This is a genomic window from Vibrio hibernica (assembly GCF_015223435.1).
Taxonomy (GTDB): domain Bacteria; phylum Pseudomonadota; class Gammaproteobacteria; order Enterobacterales; family Vibrionaceae; genus Vibrio; species Vibrio hibernica.
Genome location: NZ_VHKO01000017.1, coordinates 1 through 14,269, shown reverse-complemented (window position 1 = coordinate 14,269; position 14,269 = coordinate 1). Strand labels below are relative to the sequence as shown.

At 38.8% G+C, this 14,269-nt stretch carries 11 protein-coding genes, 1 tRNA gene and 1 pseudogene; 9 read left to right on the top strand and 4 right to left on the bottom strand.

The features are described from left to right. Nucleotides 1-36: 36 nt before the first annotated feature. The 3 genes from udp to FH976_RS08530 form a co-directional block, all read right to left on the bottom strand. On the bottom strand, nucleotides 37-807 hold the full coding sequence (gene udp, locus FH976_RS08540; protein ID WP_194090446.1) for a uridine phosphorylase: 771 nt from the start codon (nucleotides 805-807) through the stop codon (nucleotides 37-39). Between the two features lie 286 nt (nucleotides 808-1,093). Continuing rightward, the gene (locus tag FH976_RS08535; RefSeq protein WP_194090445.1) at nucleotides 1,094-1,510 is read right to left on the bottom strand and encodes a CBS domain-containing protein; all 417 of its coding nucleotides are present in this window, start codon (nucleotides 1,508-1,510) and stop codon (nucleotides 1,094-1,096) included. A gap of 172 nt (nucleotides 1,511-1,682) precedes the next feature. Next, a complete protein-coding gene (locus FH976_RS08530; RefSeq protein ID WP_194090444.1) occupies nucleotides 1,683-3,224 on the bottom strand; it encodes a bifunctional GNAT family N-acetyltransferase/carbon-nitrogen hydrolase family protein in 1,542 nt (513 codons plus the stop codon). Between the two features lie 193 nt (nucleotides 3,225-3,417). On the opposite strand from FH976_RS08530, the gene FH976_RS08525 reads away from it, so the two are divergent. The 9 genes and pseudogenes from FH976_RS08525 to FH976_RS08485 all read left to right on the top strand — a co-directional run bounded on the left by FH976_RS08525 (nucleotide 3,418) and on the right by FH976_RS08485 (nucleotide 13,761). Further along, nucleotides 3,418-4,626 (top strand): sugar efflux transporter, encoded by a 1,209-nt coding sequence (locus tag FH976_RS08525; RefSeq protein WP_194090443.1) that lies wholly within the window; start codon nucleotides 3,418-3,420, stop codon nucleotides 4,624-4,626. Next, a complete protein-coding gene (locus FH976_RS16095; protein ID WP_194090442.1) occupies nucleotides 4,583-5,245 on the top strand; it encodes a patatin-like phospholipase family protein in 663 nt (220 codons plus the stop codon). The genes FH976_RS08525 and FH976_RS16095 overlap by 44 nt, the downstream gene beginning before the upstream one ends. A gap of 119 nt (nucleotides 5,246-5,364) precedes the next feature. Continuing rightward, entirely contained in the window at nucleotides 5,365-6,282 is a 918-nt protein-coding gene (locus FH976_RS08515) for an EamA family transporter (protein ID WP_194090441.1), read from the top strand. 125 nt (nucleotides 6,283-6,407) lie between these two features. Further along, on the top strand, nucleotides 6,408-6,839 hold the full coding sequence (locus tag FH976_RS08510; RefSeq protein ID WP_190331968.1) for an acyl-CoA thioesterase: 432 nt from the start codon (nucleotides 6,408-6,410) through the stop codon (nucleotides 6,837-6,839). A gap of 223 nt (nucleotides 6,840-7,062) precedes the next feature. Then, nucleotides 7,063-8,013: an SPFH domain-containing protein gene (locus FH976_RS08505; RefSeq protein ID WP_228767380.1), complete on the top strand. Its 951-nt coding sequence runs from the start codon at nucleotides 7,063-7,065 to the stop codon at nucleotides 8,011-8,013. Between the two features lie 2 nt (nucleotides 8,014-8,015). Next, the gene (locus FH976_RS08500; protein ID WP_194090440.1) at nucleotides 8,016-8,489 is read left to right on the top strand and encodes an NfeD family protein; all 474 of its coding nucleotides are present in this window, start codon (nucleotides 8,016-8,018) and stop codon (nucleotides 8,487-8,489) included. A gap of 457 nt (nucleotides 8,490-8,946) precedes the next feature. Continuing rightward, nucleotides 8,947-10,353 (top strand): annotated as a pseudogene (locus tag FH976_RS08495) (aminotransferase class V-fold PLP-dependent enzyme). 162 nt (nucleotides 10,354-10,515) lie between these two features. Next, nucleotides 10,516-11,430 carry a transporter substrate-binding domain-containing protein gene (locus tag FH976_RS08490; RefSeq protein ID WP_194090439.1) on the top strand — a complete coding sequence of 305 codons (915 nt, stop codon included), beginning with the start codon at nucleotides 10,516-10,518 and terminating at the stop codon, nucleotides 11,428-11,430. 12 nt (nucleotides 11,431-11,442) lie between these two features. Further along, nucleotides 11,443-13,761 (top strand): putative bifunctional diguanylate cyclase/phosphodiesterase, encoded by a 2,319-nt coding sequence (locus FH976_RS08485; protein ID WP_194090438.1) that lies wholly within the window; start codon nucleotides 11,443-11,445, stop codon nucleotides 13,759-13,761. A 56-nt stretch (nucleotides 13,762-13,817) separates the two neighbouring features. On the opposite strand, the gene FH976_RS08480 is transcribed toward FH976_RS08485, so the two are convergent. Continuing rightward, nucleotides 13,818-13,905 (bottom strand) — tRNA-Ser (locus tag FH976_RS08480). Nucleotides 13,906-14,269 lie beyond the last annotated feature (364 nt).

Sequence of the window (14,269 nt, the reverse complement as noted above, 5' to 3'; positions counted from 1 at the left end):
CCTATAAACAATAATGCTTAATTATAACAACTTTAATTACAACAACTTAGCAGCAGCGCCAATCACCACGCGTAATGAGTTCTTCTCAGCAGCTTTTAGCTTCTCATGATCTGGAATTTCATCTTTACTACGATTTACAACGACAGCCGCAACACAACCGGCTCGTAAGCCAGAACTTGCACACATCGTCAATAAAGTGGCAGATTCCATTTCAAAATTCAGCACACCCATTTGCTGCCATTCTTTCATCGAACCTTGAAAGCGGGATACAACACGGCCAGTATAAGTGTCATAACGTTCTTGACCTGGGTAGAAAGTATCACTCGAAGCAGTAATACCGGTATAAACCACGCTACCGGTTTCTTCTGCTGCCAACTTCATTGCAGTCGCAACATCAAAGTCTGCAACGGCTGGAAATTCCAACGGTGCAAAATGCGTGCTCGCGCCATCAAGACGGACTGAGCCTGTTGTCACTATCATATCGCCAACATTTAAATGTGGTTGAATAGCGCCCGTCGTACCTACGCGTAAGAAAGTACGTACACCAAGCTGAGCTAGCTCTTCAACTGCAATAGAAGTCGAAGGCCCACCGATCCCAGTAGAGCATACCACAACCGATTTTCCATTTAGTTTTGCCCGAAAAACCGTATATTCACGGTGGCTAGCTAAAAACTCAGGTTCATCCATAAGCTGTGCAATTTTTTCAACACGAGCAGGATCACCAGGAATAATGGCTAAGGTTGCGCCATTCAGATCTTGTTTATTAATGCCTAAGTGGAATACGTTAGAAGAATTTGATGTCGTCACGTGTGACTCCTTAACTAAAAATGGATTCGTTAATACGAACCTTAAATACAATCAAAAATACTTGTCCCCAATCTAGTCAATAAACCATGTTAATTGAGTGATCGAAATCTCATCTCAGAATGAGAAAAGGCAACAGAATACATAAGTAAACGGTTGCCATCACACTATTTTGTAACTTGGATATGTCATCCATGGTTTAACAAACTAGCTAGAATACCTCTCTGCAATAAAACAAACTCACACATTGCTTCGAGAAACACTCAGTCCCCCTTAATGGGCAGTTCATTTAAAGCGGCTTTTTAAAGCAACTATTAAAATTATCACTGACAGCTTTCAGCACTTCTCGACGTGATATTATTCCGACAAGTTTTTTATTTTCAACCACTGGATATACTTTAGGTTTACCAATTTCCATCATTTCAGCCAAGGCTAACACTGACATTTCTGGGCTAATGGTTAAAGCATCTTTATTCATACAGTCACCCACCGTATGGGTGTCCTGACAGTGATAACTCACTTGTACTAAACGGTTGAGCAAATCCTGCTCTGATAAAAACCCGACGACTTCTTGTTTTTCATTAATAACTGGCCCACCAATATTGATAGCATTTAACACTTTATCCAAGGCAGTAGAAAGTGACATGTTTTCAGTAAACGTCACAGCGCGTGGACGCATATAATCTCGTACTTTTAAAGATGCCATAACGATCTCCTATTATGGTGCCTATATACTCGCGTTGCTTAAAGTATCATTGGCTTTATTATTAATTAGGTGGGCAACATTAATGCCCTGACTTAAGTGTCGTCTAATTTCTTGATTTTACTAAATGGATTTCACCGATTTTATTCATTGTTAAAACCAATGAGGCCATTATTTATTTCTTTGCCGGATTAGTTTTTGCAAATTTATAGAGATCGGGGCGACGATGCTTTAAGTTCGTCACCGAGCCTTCACTATGCAACAGCTTTAATTTAGACAAATCCACATCGGCATAAATCATCATTTCAGTATTAGGATCGGCTTCAGCAATAATAGCGTCATGTGGGAAATAAACATCTGATGGCGAAAATACCGCGGATTGTGCATATTGAATATCGACGTTATCGACTCGCGGCAAATTTCCCACGCTACCACTAATAGCAACATAGCATTCATTTTCAATCGCTCGAGCCTGAGCACAAATACGCACTCGCAAATAGCCATTTTTAGTATCCGTCCAGAATGGAACAAATAATATTTGCACCCCTTGCTCAGCCAACATGCGACCAAGCTCTGGAAATTCAACATCATAACAAATCAATATGCCGACTTTGCCTGCATCAGTTTCGATAACCTTCACTTTATCGCCACCTTCAATCACCCAATCCCACTCTTCATGTGGCGTAATGTGGATCTTATATTGCTCTTCAATACTGCCATCACGATGTAGCATGTAAGCAACGTTATACATTTTCCCATCTTGCTGAACTGGCAGGCTACCTGAAATAATATTAATGTTGTATGTCACCGCTAAGCGCGAAAACCTTTGAATAATTTCCTCTGAATATTCACTCAAATAGCGCATCGCTTCAACCGAGCGAAGATCCGGTGCAAGCCCCATCAATGGCGCACTAAAGAACTCAGGAAATAAAGCAAAGTCAGATTGATAATTGGCGAGTGATGTAATAAAAAATTCCGCTTGATTTACCAAATCGTCCAACGACATCACATGACGCATTTGCCATTGAACTACACCAATACGCACGATACTTTTTTCATTTTGGTGGATAGATGCAAGCTCTTCTTCATAGAAGATATTATCCCACTCTAATAAGGTGCCATACCCTTGCGATTTTTCATCTTCAGGTAAATAACCGCGCATCAAGCGCTTAATATCAAAATCATTAGAAAGTTGAAAGGATAAGATTGGATCGTGGAACTCTTGGCGTTTTACTTTTTCAATATAGTCACTGACTTTCATTTGATCTGAATATTGTTGAAAGCCCGGAATTCGACCACCCGTTAAAATGGCTTTTAAATTATCGGCGCGACATAACTCTTTACGTGCTTCATATAAACGGCGGCCTAAACGTAAGCCACGATAGTCAGGATGAACAAAAACATCCAAACCATAAATTGCATCACCATTGGGGTTATGTTGAGCGACATTTTTTAAATCGACAATATCCGTGTATTTATGTGGAAGGGAGAAACGCGAATAATCCACCTTGATAGTCAACGCCGCGCCAATAATTTTACCGCTATCTTCAATACAGATTTGACCATCTGGGAACTGAGTTACGAGCTCCATAATCGTCGATTCTGGCCACGCGCCACCCACATCTGGAAAAACCAAATCCATTAATGCGGCTAATTCTTGGTAATCTTCGGGCGTTACGATTCTAAGATTTAGCAACGGAGTATTATTTTCTTCCATAGGTATTATTCCTCACTTTTCATTATGTCTTCTAGAGTAACGAATTATTCACACCAAACAAGCGCTTATCTGTATAAGCGCATAACCAAGCTTAAGAAAATAAAATTTATCTTTTAATTTCAGTTATCTATATTTTTAGAACATTGATTTTGTTAAACTCTTTTATGCCCTTTCCTCATAAGCTATTGTGACCATGAAGCGTTTTATTTACTCATTATTTCCAGGTTCTCAGCCAGATAAAATTACGGCATCTTTACTGTTCAGCTGTTTTTTTGTAGGTATTGCTGGTGCATTTACCGCTCCAACTATGAGCCTTTTTATTTCAGAAGAAGTCGGTGCAAGGCCATTTTTGATCGGCGTATTTTTTATGGTAATGACCATTTCTGGAGTGGTCATAAGTCAAGTTATTGGTTGGTGGTCTGATCATGGTATTGACCGAAAACGCTTGATCCTTGTTTGTAATCTTATGGGTGCCATCGGCTTTATTATTTTTGCATTTAACCGAAACTATTGGGTTTTATTAGTGTGCTCTGCAATTTTCATCAGCACCACATCAGCGTCTGTTCCACAAATTTTTGCTTTAGCCCGAGAAATATTAGACCGTAGTACCAAACCTTCAGAAAAATTCAGTGCCGTGCTTCGGGCGCAAATTTCACTAGGCTGGGTCATTGGTCCTCCGATTGCTTTTTTCATTGCGACTGGGTTTGGTTTTACTCATTTATTTTTACTCGCCGCAGTGATGTTTTTTTTACTATGCTTTATTACTCATCGAACTTTACCAAGTATTGAGCCTACTCCAAAAAACCCAGTAGAAATTGAAGACTCCCTCTGGAAAGATAAGAATATTATTTTATTGTCTATTTCTTTTGTTTTTATGTACTGCTCAAATAATATGTATTTGATCAGCATGCCTTTGTACATTACTAACGATTTAAACATGGACTCATCTGTGGCAGGCTTAATGATGGGAGCTGCCGCATTTATAGAAATTCCAATAATGTTACTTTGCGGAAGTTACGCAACGCGGTTTGGTAAAAAGCGAATGATCATGGCTTCTATTATTGCTGGAATGCTGTTTTATGTTGGCATAATCATCAATACTAGTTTAATCGGATTTATTGCCCTGCAAGCCTTAAATGGCGTATTCATTGGTGTTACCGCAGCGCTTGGAATTTCTTTTTTTCAAGATTTAAAACCAAAAAAAATGGGACAAGTCACCACCCTCTACTCTAATGCTATCAAAACGGGTGGCGCATTTGCTGGTAGTATTGCTGAATACTTTGGGTTTCATGCCGTATTTATTGTTTCAGGCATCATGAGTGTCGTGGCTAAGTCATCAAAAAAAACGAACCTATCGCGTGATTACCGATTATTCATGCAGACCAGAATTCATCAATTTTAAGCGTTTTATAAAAGGCGGTCATTGGCTCGATTTAGACTGGTTATGGCGTATCACCATAGATGACATCCCCATAGATACCAACACTCTGTTCACTCAGAATATTCCTTTCTATGTTGTCACCACCAATATCAATACAGGCAAGGCGCATTATATCCAAGCAACTCCAGACAATGTGATCGAACTATTAAAAGCCTCTTGCTCCGTCCCTCTTGCTTATAGAAACTACCCTCTGATTGACAACCAACCGATGACAGATGGCGGTGTTGCAGATTCTATTCCGGTTGAAAAAGCCTACCAAATGGGTGCAAAAGAAATAACGGTTATATTATCCAGACCACTGGGATATGTGAAAAAAGCCAGCAAAGTTCCTTGGCTCACTCGTCAATTTTTATCAACACAGCCACAACTGGCAGAGGCTGCACTTCAACGCGCCAACATTTATAACCGCACTATTAGCTTTATTAATAATCCTCCTCCAGACTGCGTCATTCATGTCATTGCACCACCGAAAAACTTTCCTGTTGGGCGCCTAACGAAAAATCGCCAAAAATTGGATATTGGATATCAAATGGGCATAGAACAATCAAAAACATGGCTGTCCCAAATAACCAGCACCTAAGAATTTCCCAGCGAATACCATGATATTTTAAATAAACATATATAAAACTTTCAAATTATTAATGATCATTTAACCACCACATGTAATGATAACTTTTTGGCAACAATTGTAGGTGCTACATGGATGTTCGAAGCCTTTTACTTATTTTATTAGTGGTGTTCGTTTGGGGTATTAACTTCGTTATTATCACCGTTGGGCTTCAAGATGTTCCGCCTTTTTTCATGGCAGGATCTCGTTTTATTTTTGTTGCCTTACCACTCATCTTCTTTTGTCCTAAACCTGCGGTACCATGGCGCTGGATTATCGCTTACGGGTTAACTATCAGCTTTGGCCAATTTGCTTTTCTTTTTTATGCTTTACATGTCGGAATGCCGTCTGGGCAAGCCTCATTGATATTACAGATGCAAGTGTTCGTTACCGCTATTTTAGGTGTATTAATCTATCAAGATAAGATAAATAAGCTCCAAATCATCGGTGGCTTAATCGCATTAGGTGGCGTCATCTGCTTATTACTTGGCGTACTTGAAACCCACATTACATTCTTGGGCTACTTCTTGACCTTATGCGCGGCGTGTTCGTGGGGAATTGGTAATCTATGTAACCGTACCATTTCCATGCGTTATCCAAGTACTAACATGGTGCATCTTGTGGTTTGGGCAGCTCTTGTGCCGGTCATTCCTTTCTCTTTCTTTAGTTACTTGCTTGACGACCACAATTTAATAATACGAGCCGTTACCCACCCTTCTCTTGCAACCATTCTTACTGTTCTATATCTCGCTTTTGCCGCCTCACTTTTTGGCTACAGTGCATGGGGAGCAGCTATCGCTAAACATGGAACGGCAAATGTTGTTCCTTTTGCGTTATTAGTTCCGGTAATTGGCTTATTTTCCGGTTGGATAATTCTTGATGAAACCTTAAACAACCTTCAATTCATCGGTTGTGGCATTGTGATTTTAGGTTTGTGTATTTATATCTTTAATCAAAAAATTAAGCTGTGGGTTCAAAGCCAAAGAAAGTCAGACTTAAATATGAATTAGAAATGGAGAACCACACTATTATCTAAAAGGAAGTTGGTTAAAGCTCACGATTTTTATACGTACTATTTGTTGTATAACGCTTTCAACTCTAATCTAAACGCTTGTTTGATTTTAAGGATAGTAAAATGAATTCACTGTTAAATGGATTTCCAGTCATCACTGAAATTCCTGTTGCATGGGGAGAAATGGACGCTCTACAACATGTTAATAATGTTATGTATTTTCGTTACTTTGAAACAGCCCGAATTGATTATTTCAAACAGATTGCGTTAATGGAGCAAATAGCACTCACTCAAATTGGCCCAGTCGTCAGCGAAACTAGTTGTCGATATAAAATACCCGTCACCTTTCCAGATACTTTGCTGGTTGGGGCTAAAATTACTGACTTGCAAGAAGATAGATTTACCATGAAATACCAAGTGGTGAGTACCAAGCTCAATAAAGTGACAACACTAGGAAGCGCAACGGTGGTAATGTTTGACTTTAAAAATCAAACTAAAGCGCGTTTAAGTTCAGAAATATATGAAGCTATCCAATCTATCGAGCACTTAAGCTAAGCTCCTCATCCTTTTAAGGCAGCCAGTGATGACATATCTGGTTGCCAAGCCTTCCTCATATTTCAATCTATAAAAATATCAATGACATAAAATAAAGAAGAACTTCAGATTTTCTAGGCTATATATCACTTATCAGCTTCAAATCAAGCTAATCACACCAATTGAGAGTAGACTCTTCTTATACTCTGCTAATCTAAAGATATACTTACTATTAAGGAAATTTATGAACATTCCAATGGATCTCATTTTTGGTAATATTGTGCCAATTGTTCTCTTTATTTTTATTGTCGCAATTTTAAAAAGTGGTATTAAATTTGTTCCACAAAATCAAGCTTGGCTGGTTGAACGTTTTGGGAAATATCATTCAACAAAAGTGGCAGGACTTAATTTCATCGTCCCTTTTATTGATCGAGTTGCCGCAGAGCGCAGCCTAAAAGAACAAGCTCAAGATGTGCCTTCTCAATCCGCCATTACACGCGACAATATCTCATTAGTCGTTGATGGTATTTTATACTTTCGTGTGTTGGACCCATACAAAGCGACTTACGGTGTCGATGACTACGCTTTCGCCGTCACACAGCTAGCACAAACCACTATGCGTTCTGAACTAGGTAAAATGGAGCTGGATAAAACCTTTGAAGAGCGTGATGTATTAAATACAAATATTGTAGCCGCCATTAACTCAGCAGCAGAACCTTGGGGCATTCAGGTTCTACGCTATGAGATTAAAGATATCGTTCCACCAAGCTCCATAATGGAATCGATGGAAGCACAAATGAAAGCCGAACGAGTAAAACGTGCTCAGATTTTAGAGTCCGAGGGTGATCGCCAAGCGGCAATAAATGTTGCAGAAGGTAAAAAACAAGCGCAAGTATTAGCGGCTGAAGCTGATAAGACTGAGCAAATCTTAAGAGCTGAAGGTGAAGCAAAAGCAATTATTGCGGTAGCTGAAGCACAAGCAGAAGCACTAAAAACAATCGGTGATGCTGCCAATACCGAAGAAGGTCAAAAGGCCATTCAGCTTGATCTAGCAACCAAAGCCATTGAAGCCAAACGTGCGATCGCGAAGGAGTCATCGGTAGTATTACTACCAGATAACGGCACCGATGCCAGCTCACTCGTCGCTCAAGGTATGTCGATCATTAACTCGTTAAACAAAACCTCTAGAGGATAGTTATGGATTGGATCGTCAGTTATCTTCCGCAAGTTTTAATGGCACTAGGTACGATTGCATTAATTATTGAAATTGCGGTATTCGGCTTCTCTACGTTCTTACTGTTCTTTGTTGGGCTGGCACTATTTTGTACTGGCCTTGCAATGCAATTCAACTTAATTGAAGCTAGCCTTCACCACGCCGTTTGGTTAAGTGGAGCATTAACCTGCATCTTTGCTTTGATTTTATGGCGACCACTGAAACGCCTGCAGAATCAACCAAGTAATGAGACATTAAAAAGCTCTGACTTTGCTCAAATCACTTTTGTTTTGACCGATGATATTAATGCCTCTTCAGATACAATGGTGCATGCCTACTCCGGAATTAACTGGAAAGTTCGTAGCCAACAGCTGCTATCAAAAGGTCAGACGGTAAAAGTGATACGCCATGATGTTGGTATTTTATGGGTTGAATCAGTCGAAACTCCCCTAAAGTAGCCAATGAATAAAACCGTCCAAATAAAAAATGGTTTAAGGGTGGTCATCGCACCACCCTTGCTTTAAATAAAGGTCGGTGGTTTACTACTCGTCAACTTTCTCTATCGATTTAGAGAAAGATTTAGAGAAAAAATAGTAGCCTTAAAATAACGAATACCCTGCACCAAACTCATCAATAGAAATTTTAATCCTAATTCCTGTAATGGATTAATATTACTTTCCAATCAGTTACGAGTGAATCTCCAATTTAATCCCTGACAGATAAGTTCAATTAACATCCAATGCGGATAATAAACAAACACATCAATAAGATGAACGAGATATGTGTCAATTCTTTGTGATTAATTCGTTACAATCCGCTCACTTGCATCTAATATTTATATGTTTGGAATGATTTCATTCGATTTGTGATTGATTTCAACCAACTAACGTTAAATTGACTTGCATGGAGAGAAAGATGAGCAGCGACACATCAAAAATAAATGGAATTAATAGACGCAGATTTATCCAAGGTTCGGCAAGCTTTGCCGTCGCTGCGGGGCTAGGTTCAACCATATTCAGCTCTGAAGCAGAAGCACACAACTGGAACTCTGGGTGGAAACACCCTCCACACCATGACAATGATAAAAAACTGTGGCATAAAGTGAGAAATGAGTTCTCTCTCAACAAAGCAAATACCTATATGAATACAGGAACCACTGGCTCGATACCAAACCAAGTTCTTGAGCAATATGAAAAGAATAGTAAAATTGTCGCTCGCTCACCTTGGGATATGGAAAACAAATTTGGTGATTTTCCTTACACCACTGAAATGGTAGACGATATAGCATCGAGTTTTGGTGCTGATCCATATGAAATCATCTTAAGCCGCAATACTACTGACGGTATGTGTACAATTATCAATGGACTACAATTCGAGCCGGGTGATGTCATTTTAACGACCCATCATGAACACATTGTCGCAACATCACCTTTAAATGTGGTCAAACAACGTTTTGGTGTTAACGTAGTTGAAGTACAGTTGCCAATTTATACTGGAACTGAAACCGTATCAGAAGATGATTATATAGAGGCTTTCCGTTCTGCTTTAAACGCCCATAGTAATGTCCGCTTACTCACTTTTTCACACATTACTTATAAAACCGGAACAAAACTACCAGCAAAACGTCTTTGCGAATTAGCCTAACAATATGGCATACCAACACTGATTGATGGTGCTCATACTTTCGGTATGCTAGATATAGATTTACATGATATAGATTGTGATTTCTATGCAGGATCTGGTCACAAATGGCAATGCGGGCCAGGCGCGACAGGCATACTTTATGTTCGAGATAATGCAAACCGACTAAGTAACTATTGGAGTGATCGCAGTAATCCTCTTTGGCTTATTAACTCTTCATTGTCTGAAGCGGCTTATTTAGGTACTCAAGTCCAAATGCAATATATCGGCAATGACAACTACCCAGCCAAGCAAGCGTTAGCCGACAGTTGTAAATTATGGGATAAAATCGGTCGAGATAAAATTGAAAAACGTATTTTTGAATTAAGTCGGTTATGCAAAAGTTTACTCGCAGATGCATTGCCTCATGCTTATCAATTCTCCCCGAATGATGATGCTTTTCTTAGTGGTATCACATCCTTTAACCCATTTAAATTAACTGATAATGAACGACTACTCGAACTCAGAGATCGTTTGAGAAATGAATACGGTTATATTATCCGGACCACGGACTTTAAACTGTACAAAGACGATACTGAAGACAGCCATGCTTTACGGATTTCTACACACATTTTTAATGATGAGGATGATATCCGCGGACTTGTTTCAGCCATCAAGCATTTGTACAAAAAAATGGCTTAACGCCTGTATGAGTTAATAAACTCAATAATAAAGGTCATTAAGGGCCTAAATTGGCCCTTAATTATATAAAATATCAAAAAATACGAATGCTTAAACCATTCTTATTCGCGATAATAATCTCAAGTGAAAATAGCATCGTTGAAATGGACAAAAGAGGACATCATGTTGCATAACATATTCGCAAAATTTATTTTTCATACCTCACTAACTCTGTCTATTCTACTGTTCAGCAGTTCTCTTTTAGCTCGAGACTTAGAGGACATAAAGAAAGAGGGGGTATTACATCATCTCGGCGTGCCATACGCTAACTTCATATCCTATATTCACAGTGATGGATTTGAATCCGTTACGGGACTCGATATCGAAATCACACAAGGATTTGCTAAGTACATTGGCGTTAAATATGAATACGTTCCCGCAACATGGGGTAATGTAATAGGAAAGCTTACTGGAATAGATTCCCAATTTAAAGATAACCAAATCATTGTTGGGAAACCTGTCCCTATTGAGGGTGATATTATTGCCAATGGTATAACCGTTTTACACTGGCGATCTCAGTTATTTGATTTTTCGGATGACTACTTCCCTTCTGCGGTATGGCTAGTATCACGAACGGATTCACACTTGAAACCAATCATCCCTTCAGGTTCCTTACAAAAAGACATAGAAATGGTAAAAAAATTAATGTCTGGCCAACATGTCCTTGCTATGGAGGACTCTTGCTTAGACCCAAACCTATACAATCTTTATGGTAAGAATATCGATATGATCCTACCGACTCGTAAGCGCAATTTAAATGAAATGGTCCCTGCAATTTTAAATAAAGATGCCGAAAATACACTATTAGATGTGGCAGATACCTTAATTGCCCTCGAGAAATGGCCAGGTCAAATAAAAGTGATTGGACCGGTTTCAGAATCACAAAAAATGGCTGCTGGATTTAGAAAAAGCTCACCAAAATTACGTGAAGCTTATAACCAATATTTAACAATCATTAAATCAGACGGTACATATCAGCATTTGGTCGAAAAGTACTATCCCTCTGTATTTGATTTCTACCATGATTATTTCAAGTAAAGATTAGCCACCATGAGCAATAACTGGATTAAAAAAGTTTCAAGTCATCAATTACTCATTAGTGGTTCGATTATGCTTGGATTGTATTTAATACTAATTTTAGGGGTTACTAACTTAGGTCAAACAAGGCTAAAAGAATCTCAACAACGCGAATTAAGTTTGAAAGTTCAAAGCTATGCCCATGTGCTAGATACATTATTTATGGTGACAAAAGACAGCATCAACAATGTGTCTACTGGAAAGTCCATGCAAACATTTTTCGCAAACTTAGCCTCTGGTATGTCAATGGAATATGGCTTAGGTGCCAGTTTAGTTAAATTAAAGCGAGAGCTAATACAACTGATTGAAACAAGGAAAATGTATAACGAATCCATATTCGAGCATCTCCTTTTAGTTAATTATAATGGCGATACTATTTCTGAAACGGATGACTCTTTAACTCTCAGCACCAATATGTCTAAATACCATAAGTTGAAGGGGGCAGATATATTTATTGATGCCAGTAAAGAGTCACAAGTGATTCATATAAAACTCATCAAACCAATTCAATACGATGGTAAAACTGTCGCCTATCTTATTGCCCAACTGAACAAAAATATCATCATCCAACAGTTAACATCTCAAGAATATGAAGAAAACCATAGCCGTATGGTTCTCACCACACCTCCCAGTGACATTCTCATTTGGGATACACTTACAGGAAAAAACCATTCAACTACTCGTCCCAATTTAAGCGAAAACATTTACTTTGAAACCCCTATCGCCAACTCTCCTTTTAAATTAAAAAGTTGGTTTGAACCATTGGCAGAAAAAGATATTCTGACATCCAGTTGGTTCATTATCGGCTTATCACTATTAGCCATTCCTGTCATTCTAGGTTTGCTATACATTTTTATGATTAATAATGCCAACCTGATTCTAAGAACCAAAGTTCAGCAAAGTCATCGCCAGCAAAAAATGCTATCAGTAAAAAATCAGCGCTTACTTGAAGAGGTAGAAAAACGAAAACAATCCGAAGTACTGCTAGCTTACCAAGCATCCCACGATGCGCTTACTGGGCTAGCCAATCGTAAATATGGCAATGATCAATTAGAGCTAGAATTAATAAAAGCAGCCCAAAATAATACTCTTACGCTCGTCATCTTTATTGATTTGGATAACTTCAAACAAATTAACGATACCTTAGGTCATTTAGTCGGCGACATGGTTCTCATTGAGACGACCCAACGCCTACAACGAATTATTACACCATCCTCCACACTATCGCGTTTCGGAGGTGATGAATTCTTACTTATTATCCCAGATCTTAAAAACAGTAATGATGCGAAACATATTGCTGCCACTATTCTTGCCCTGTTTGAGCTCTCTTTTGTATCAAATAATCAAGAGTTTTTCATTTCAACAAGTATTGGCATGGCGGTGTATCCATATGATGGAACCACATCACAGCAATTATTAGCGAATGCTGATATCGCGATGTATAAAGTAAAAGAAGACGGCCGTAACGCATTTAGCTTTTATAATGCGGATATGAATATTGATGTACAGCGAATGCTAACCCTCGATAGTCATTTACGCCAGGCTATTACAAATAAAGAGCTAGAACTTTATTACCAGCCTATCATTGATTTAAAAACAGAAAAAATCATCGGTGCTGAAGCATTAATGCGCTGGAATGATAGTGAGTATGGATTTATCCCTCCAGATGAGTTTATCCCTATTGCTGAAAAAAATGGTCTCATACATCAACTCGGTGACTTTGCACTTAATACTGCTTGCAGCCAAGCGGCTAAATGGCAAAAAATTTCACCATTACAAATCTCCGTTAATTTTTCGAGCGTCCAGTTCAGATACTACGAGCGATTATTATCTCAGATTCAAAAGGCTTTAGAATCATCATCGTTACCGCCACAGAAACTCGATATTGAAATTACCGAAAGCCTACTGTTTGATCATAACGACGGTGTAATAACTATGCTTAATAAACTCCAAAGCATGGGTGCACAGTTGACAATTGATGACTTTGGAACTGGCTATTCGGCCTTAAGCTATCTTCAGAAATTCCCTTTTGATCGCCTTAAAATTGATCGAGAATTTTTAACTGATATGCGTTACAGCGAAGAAAAGCGAGAGCTGGTAAGTGCAATTATTGCGATGGCTAAAGCTCTAAATTTAGAAATTGTTGCCGAAGGTATTGAAGACAATTGGCACGCAAATTACTTAAAAGAGATGGGATGCGGATTAGGCCAAGGCTACTATTACAGTCGCCCCGTTCCCGCTAAAGAGTTTGAAGTAATTCTGAAGCAAGGGATTAATGGCAATACCTTGTGATATGAAGAATAAATACCATTTAAAAAGCCGCAGACAACCGTCTGCGGCTTTAAATGTGGCGGTGAGCAAGGGATTCGAACCCTCGATACGTTGCCGTATACACACTTTCCAGGCGTGCTCCTTAAGCCACTCGGACAACTCACCGTATTGTTGTTAAGACTAACTTAACGAGGCGCTAATTTAATGATTCTATAAGATAAGGTCAAGCTTAAAACTAAATTATCGGGCTATTCTTGTTTAACTGCTCAATATTTAGCTATTTAACCAGTTTTTGGCTTCCAATTCATCCTATCATCACTTTTATATATTAATACACTGCAACCCTAAACATCGTCGGCACAGTTCTAAAAATGAATCATATATGCACACACGATACGATCGCATTACTACTACAGACGTTATGATTTGTACTGCTAATTAACACATACGCAAATATATCTGTATCTTGCTGCTCAGATTTTCAGATAAAAGCCTCTGTACTTGGCTAACAGTTCAGCCACGAAACAAA

Coding starts and splice junctions, on each gene's coding strand:
- FH976_RS08535 (WP_194090445.1), bottom strand. CDS start 1,510: ATGGCATCTTTAAAAGTACGAGATTATATGCGTCCACGCGCTGTGACG.
- FH976_RS08530 (WP_194090444.1), bottom strand. CDS start 3,224: ATGGAAGAAAATAATACTCCGTTGCTAAATCTTAGAATCGTAACGCCC.
- FH976_RS08525 (WP_194090443.1), top strand. CDS start 3,418: ATGAAGCGTTTTATTTACTCATTATTTCCAGGTTCTCAGCCAGATAAA.
- FH976_RS08515 (WP_194090441.1), top strand. CDS start 5,365: ATGGATGTTCGAAGCCTTTTACTTATTTTATTAGTGGTGTTCGTTTGG.
- FH976_RS08510 (WP_190331968.1), top strand. CDS start 6,408: ATGAATTCACTGTTAAATGGATTTCCAGTCATCACTGAAATTCCTGTT.
- FH976_RS08505 (WP_228767380.1), top strand. CDS start 7,063: ATGAACATTCCAATGGATCTCATTTTTGGTAATATTGTGCCAATTGTT.
- FH976_RS08500 (WP_194090440.1), top strand. CDS start 8,016: ATGGATTGGATCGTCAGTTATCTTCCGCAAGTTTTAATGGCACTAGGT.
- FH976_RS08490 (WP_194090439.1), top strand. CDS start 10,516: ATGTTGCATAACATATTCGCAAAATTTATTTTTCATACCTCACTAACT.
- FH976_RS08485 (WP_194090438.1), top strand. CDS start 11,443: ATGAGCAATAACTGGATTAAAAAAGTTTCAAGTCATCAATTACTCATT.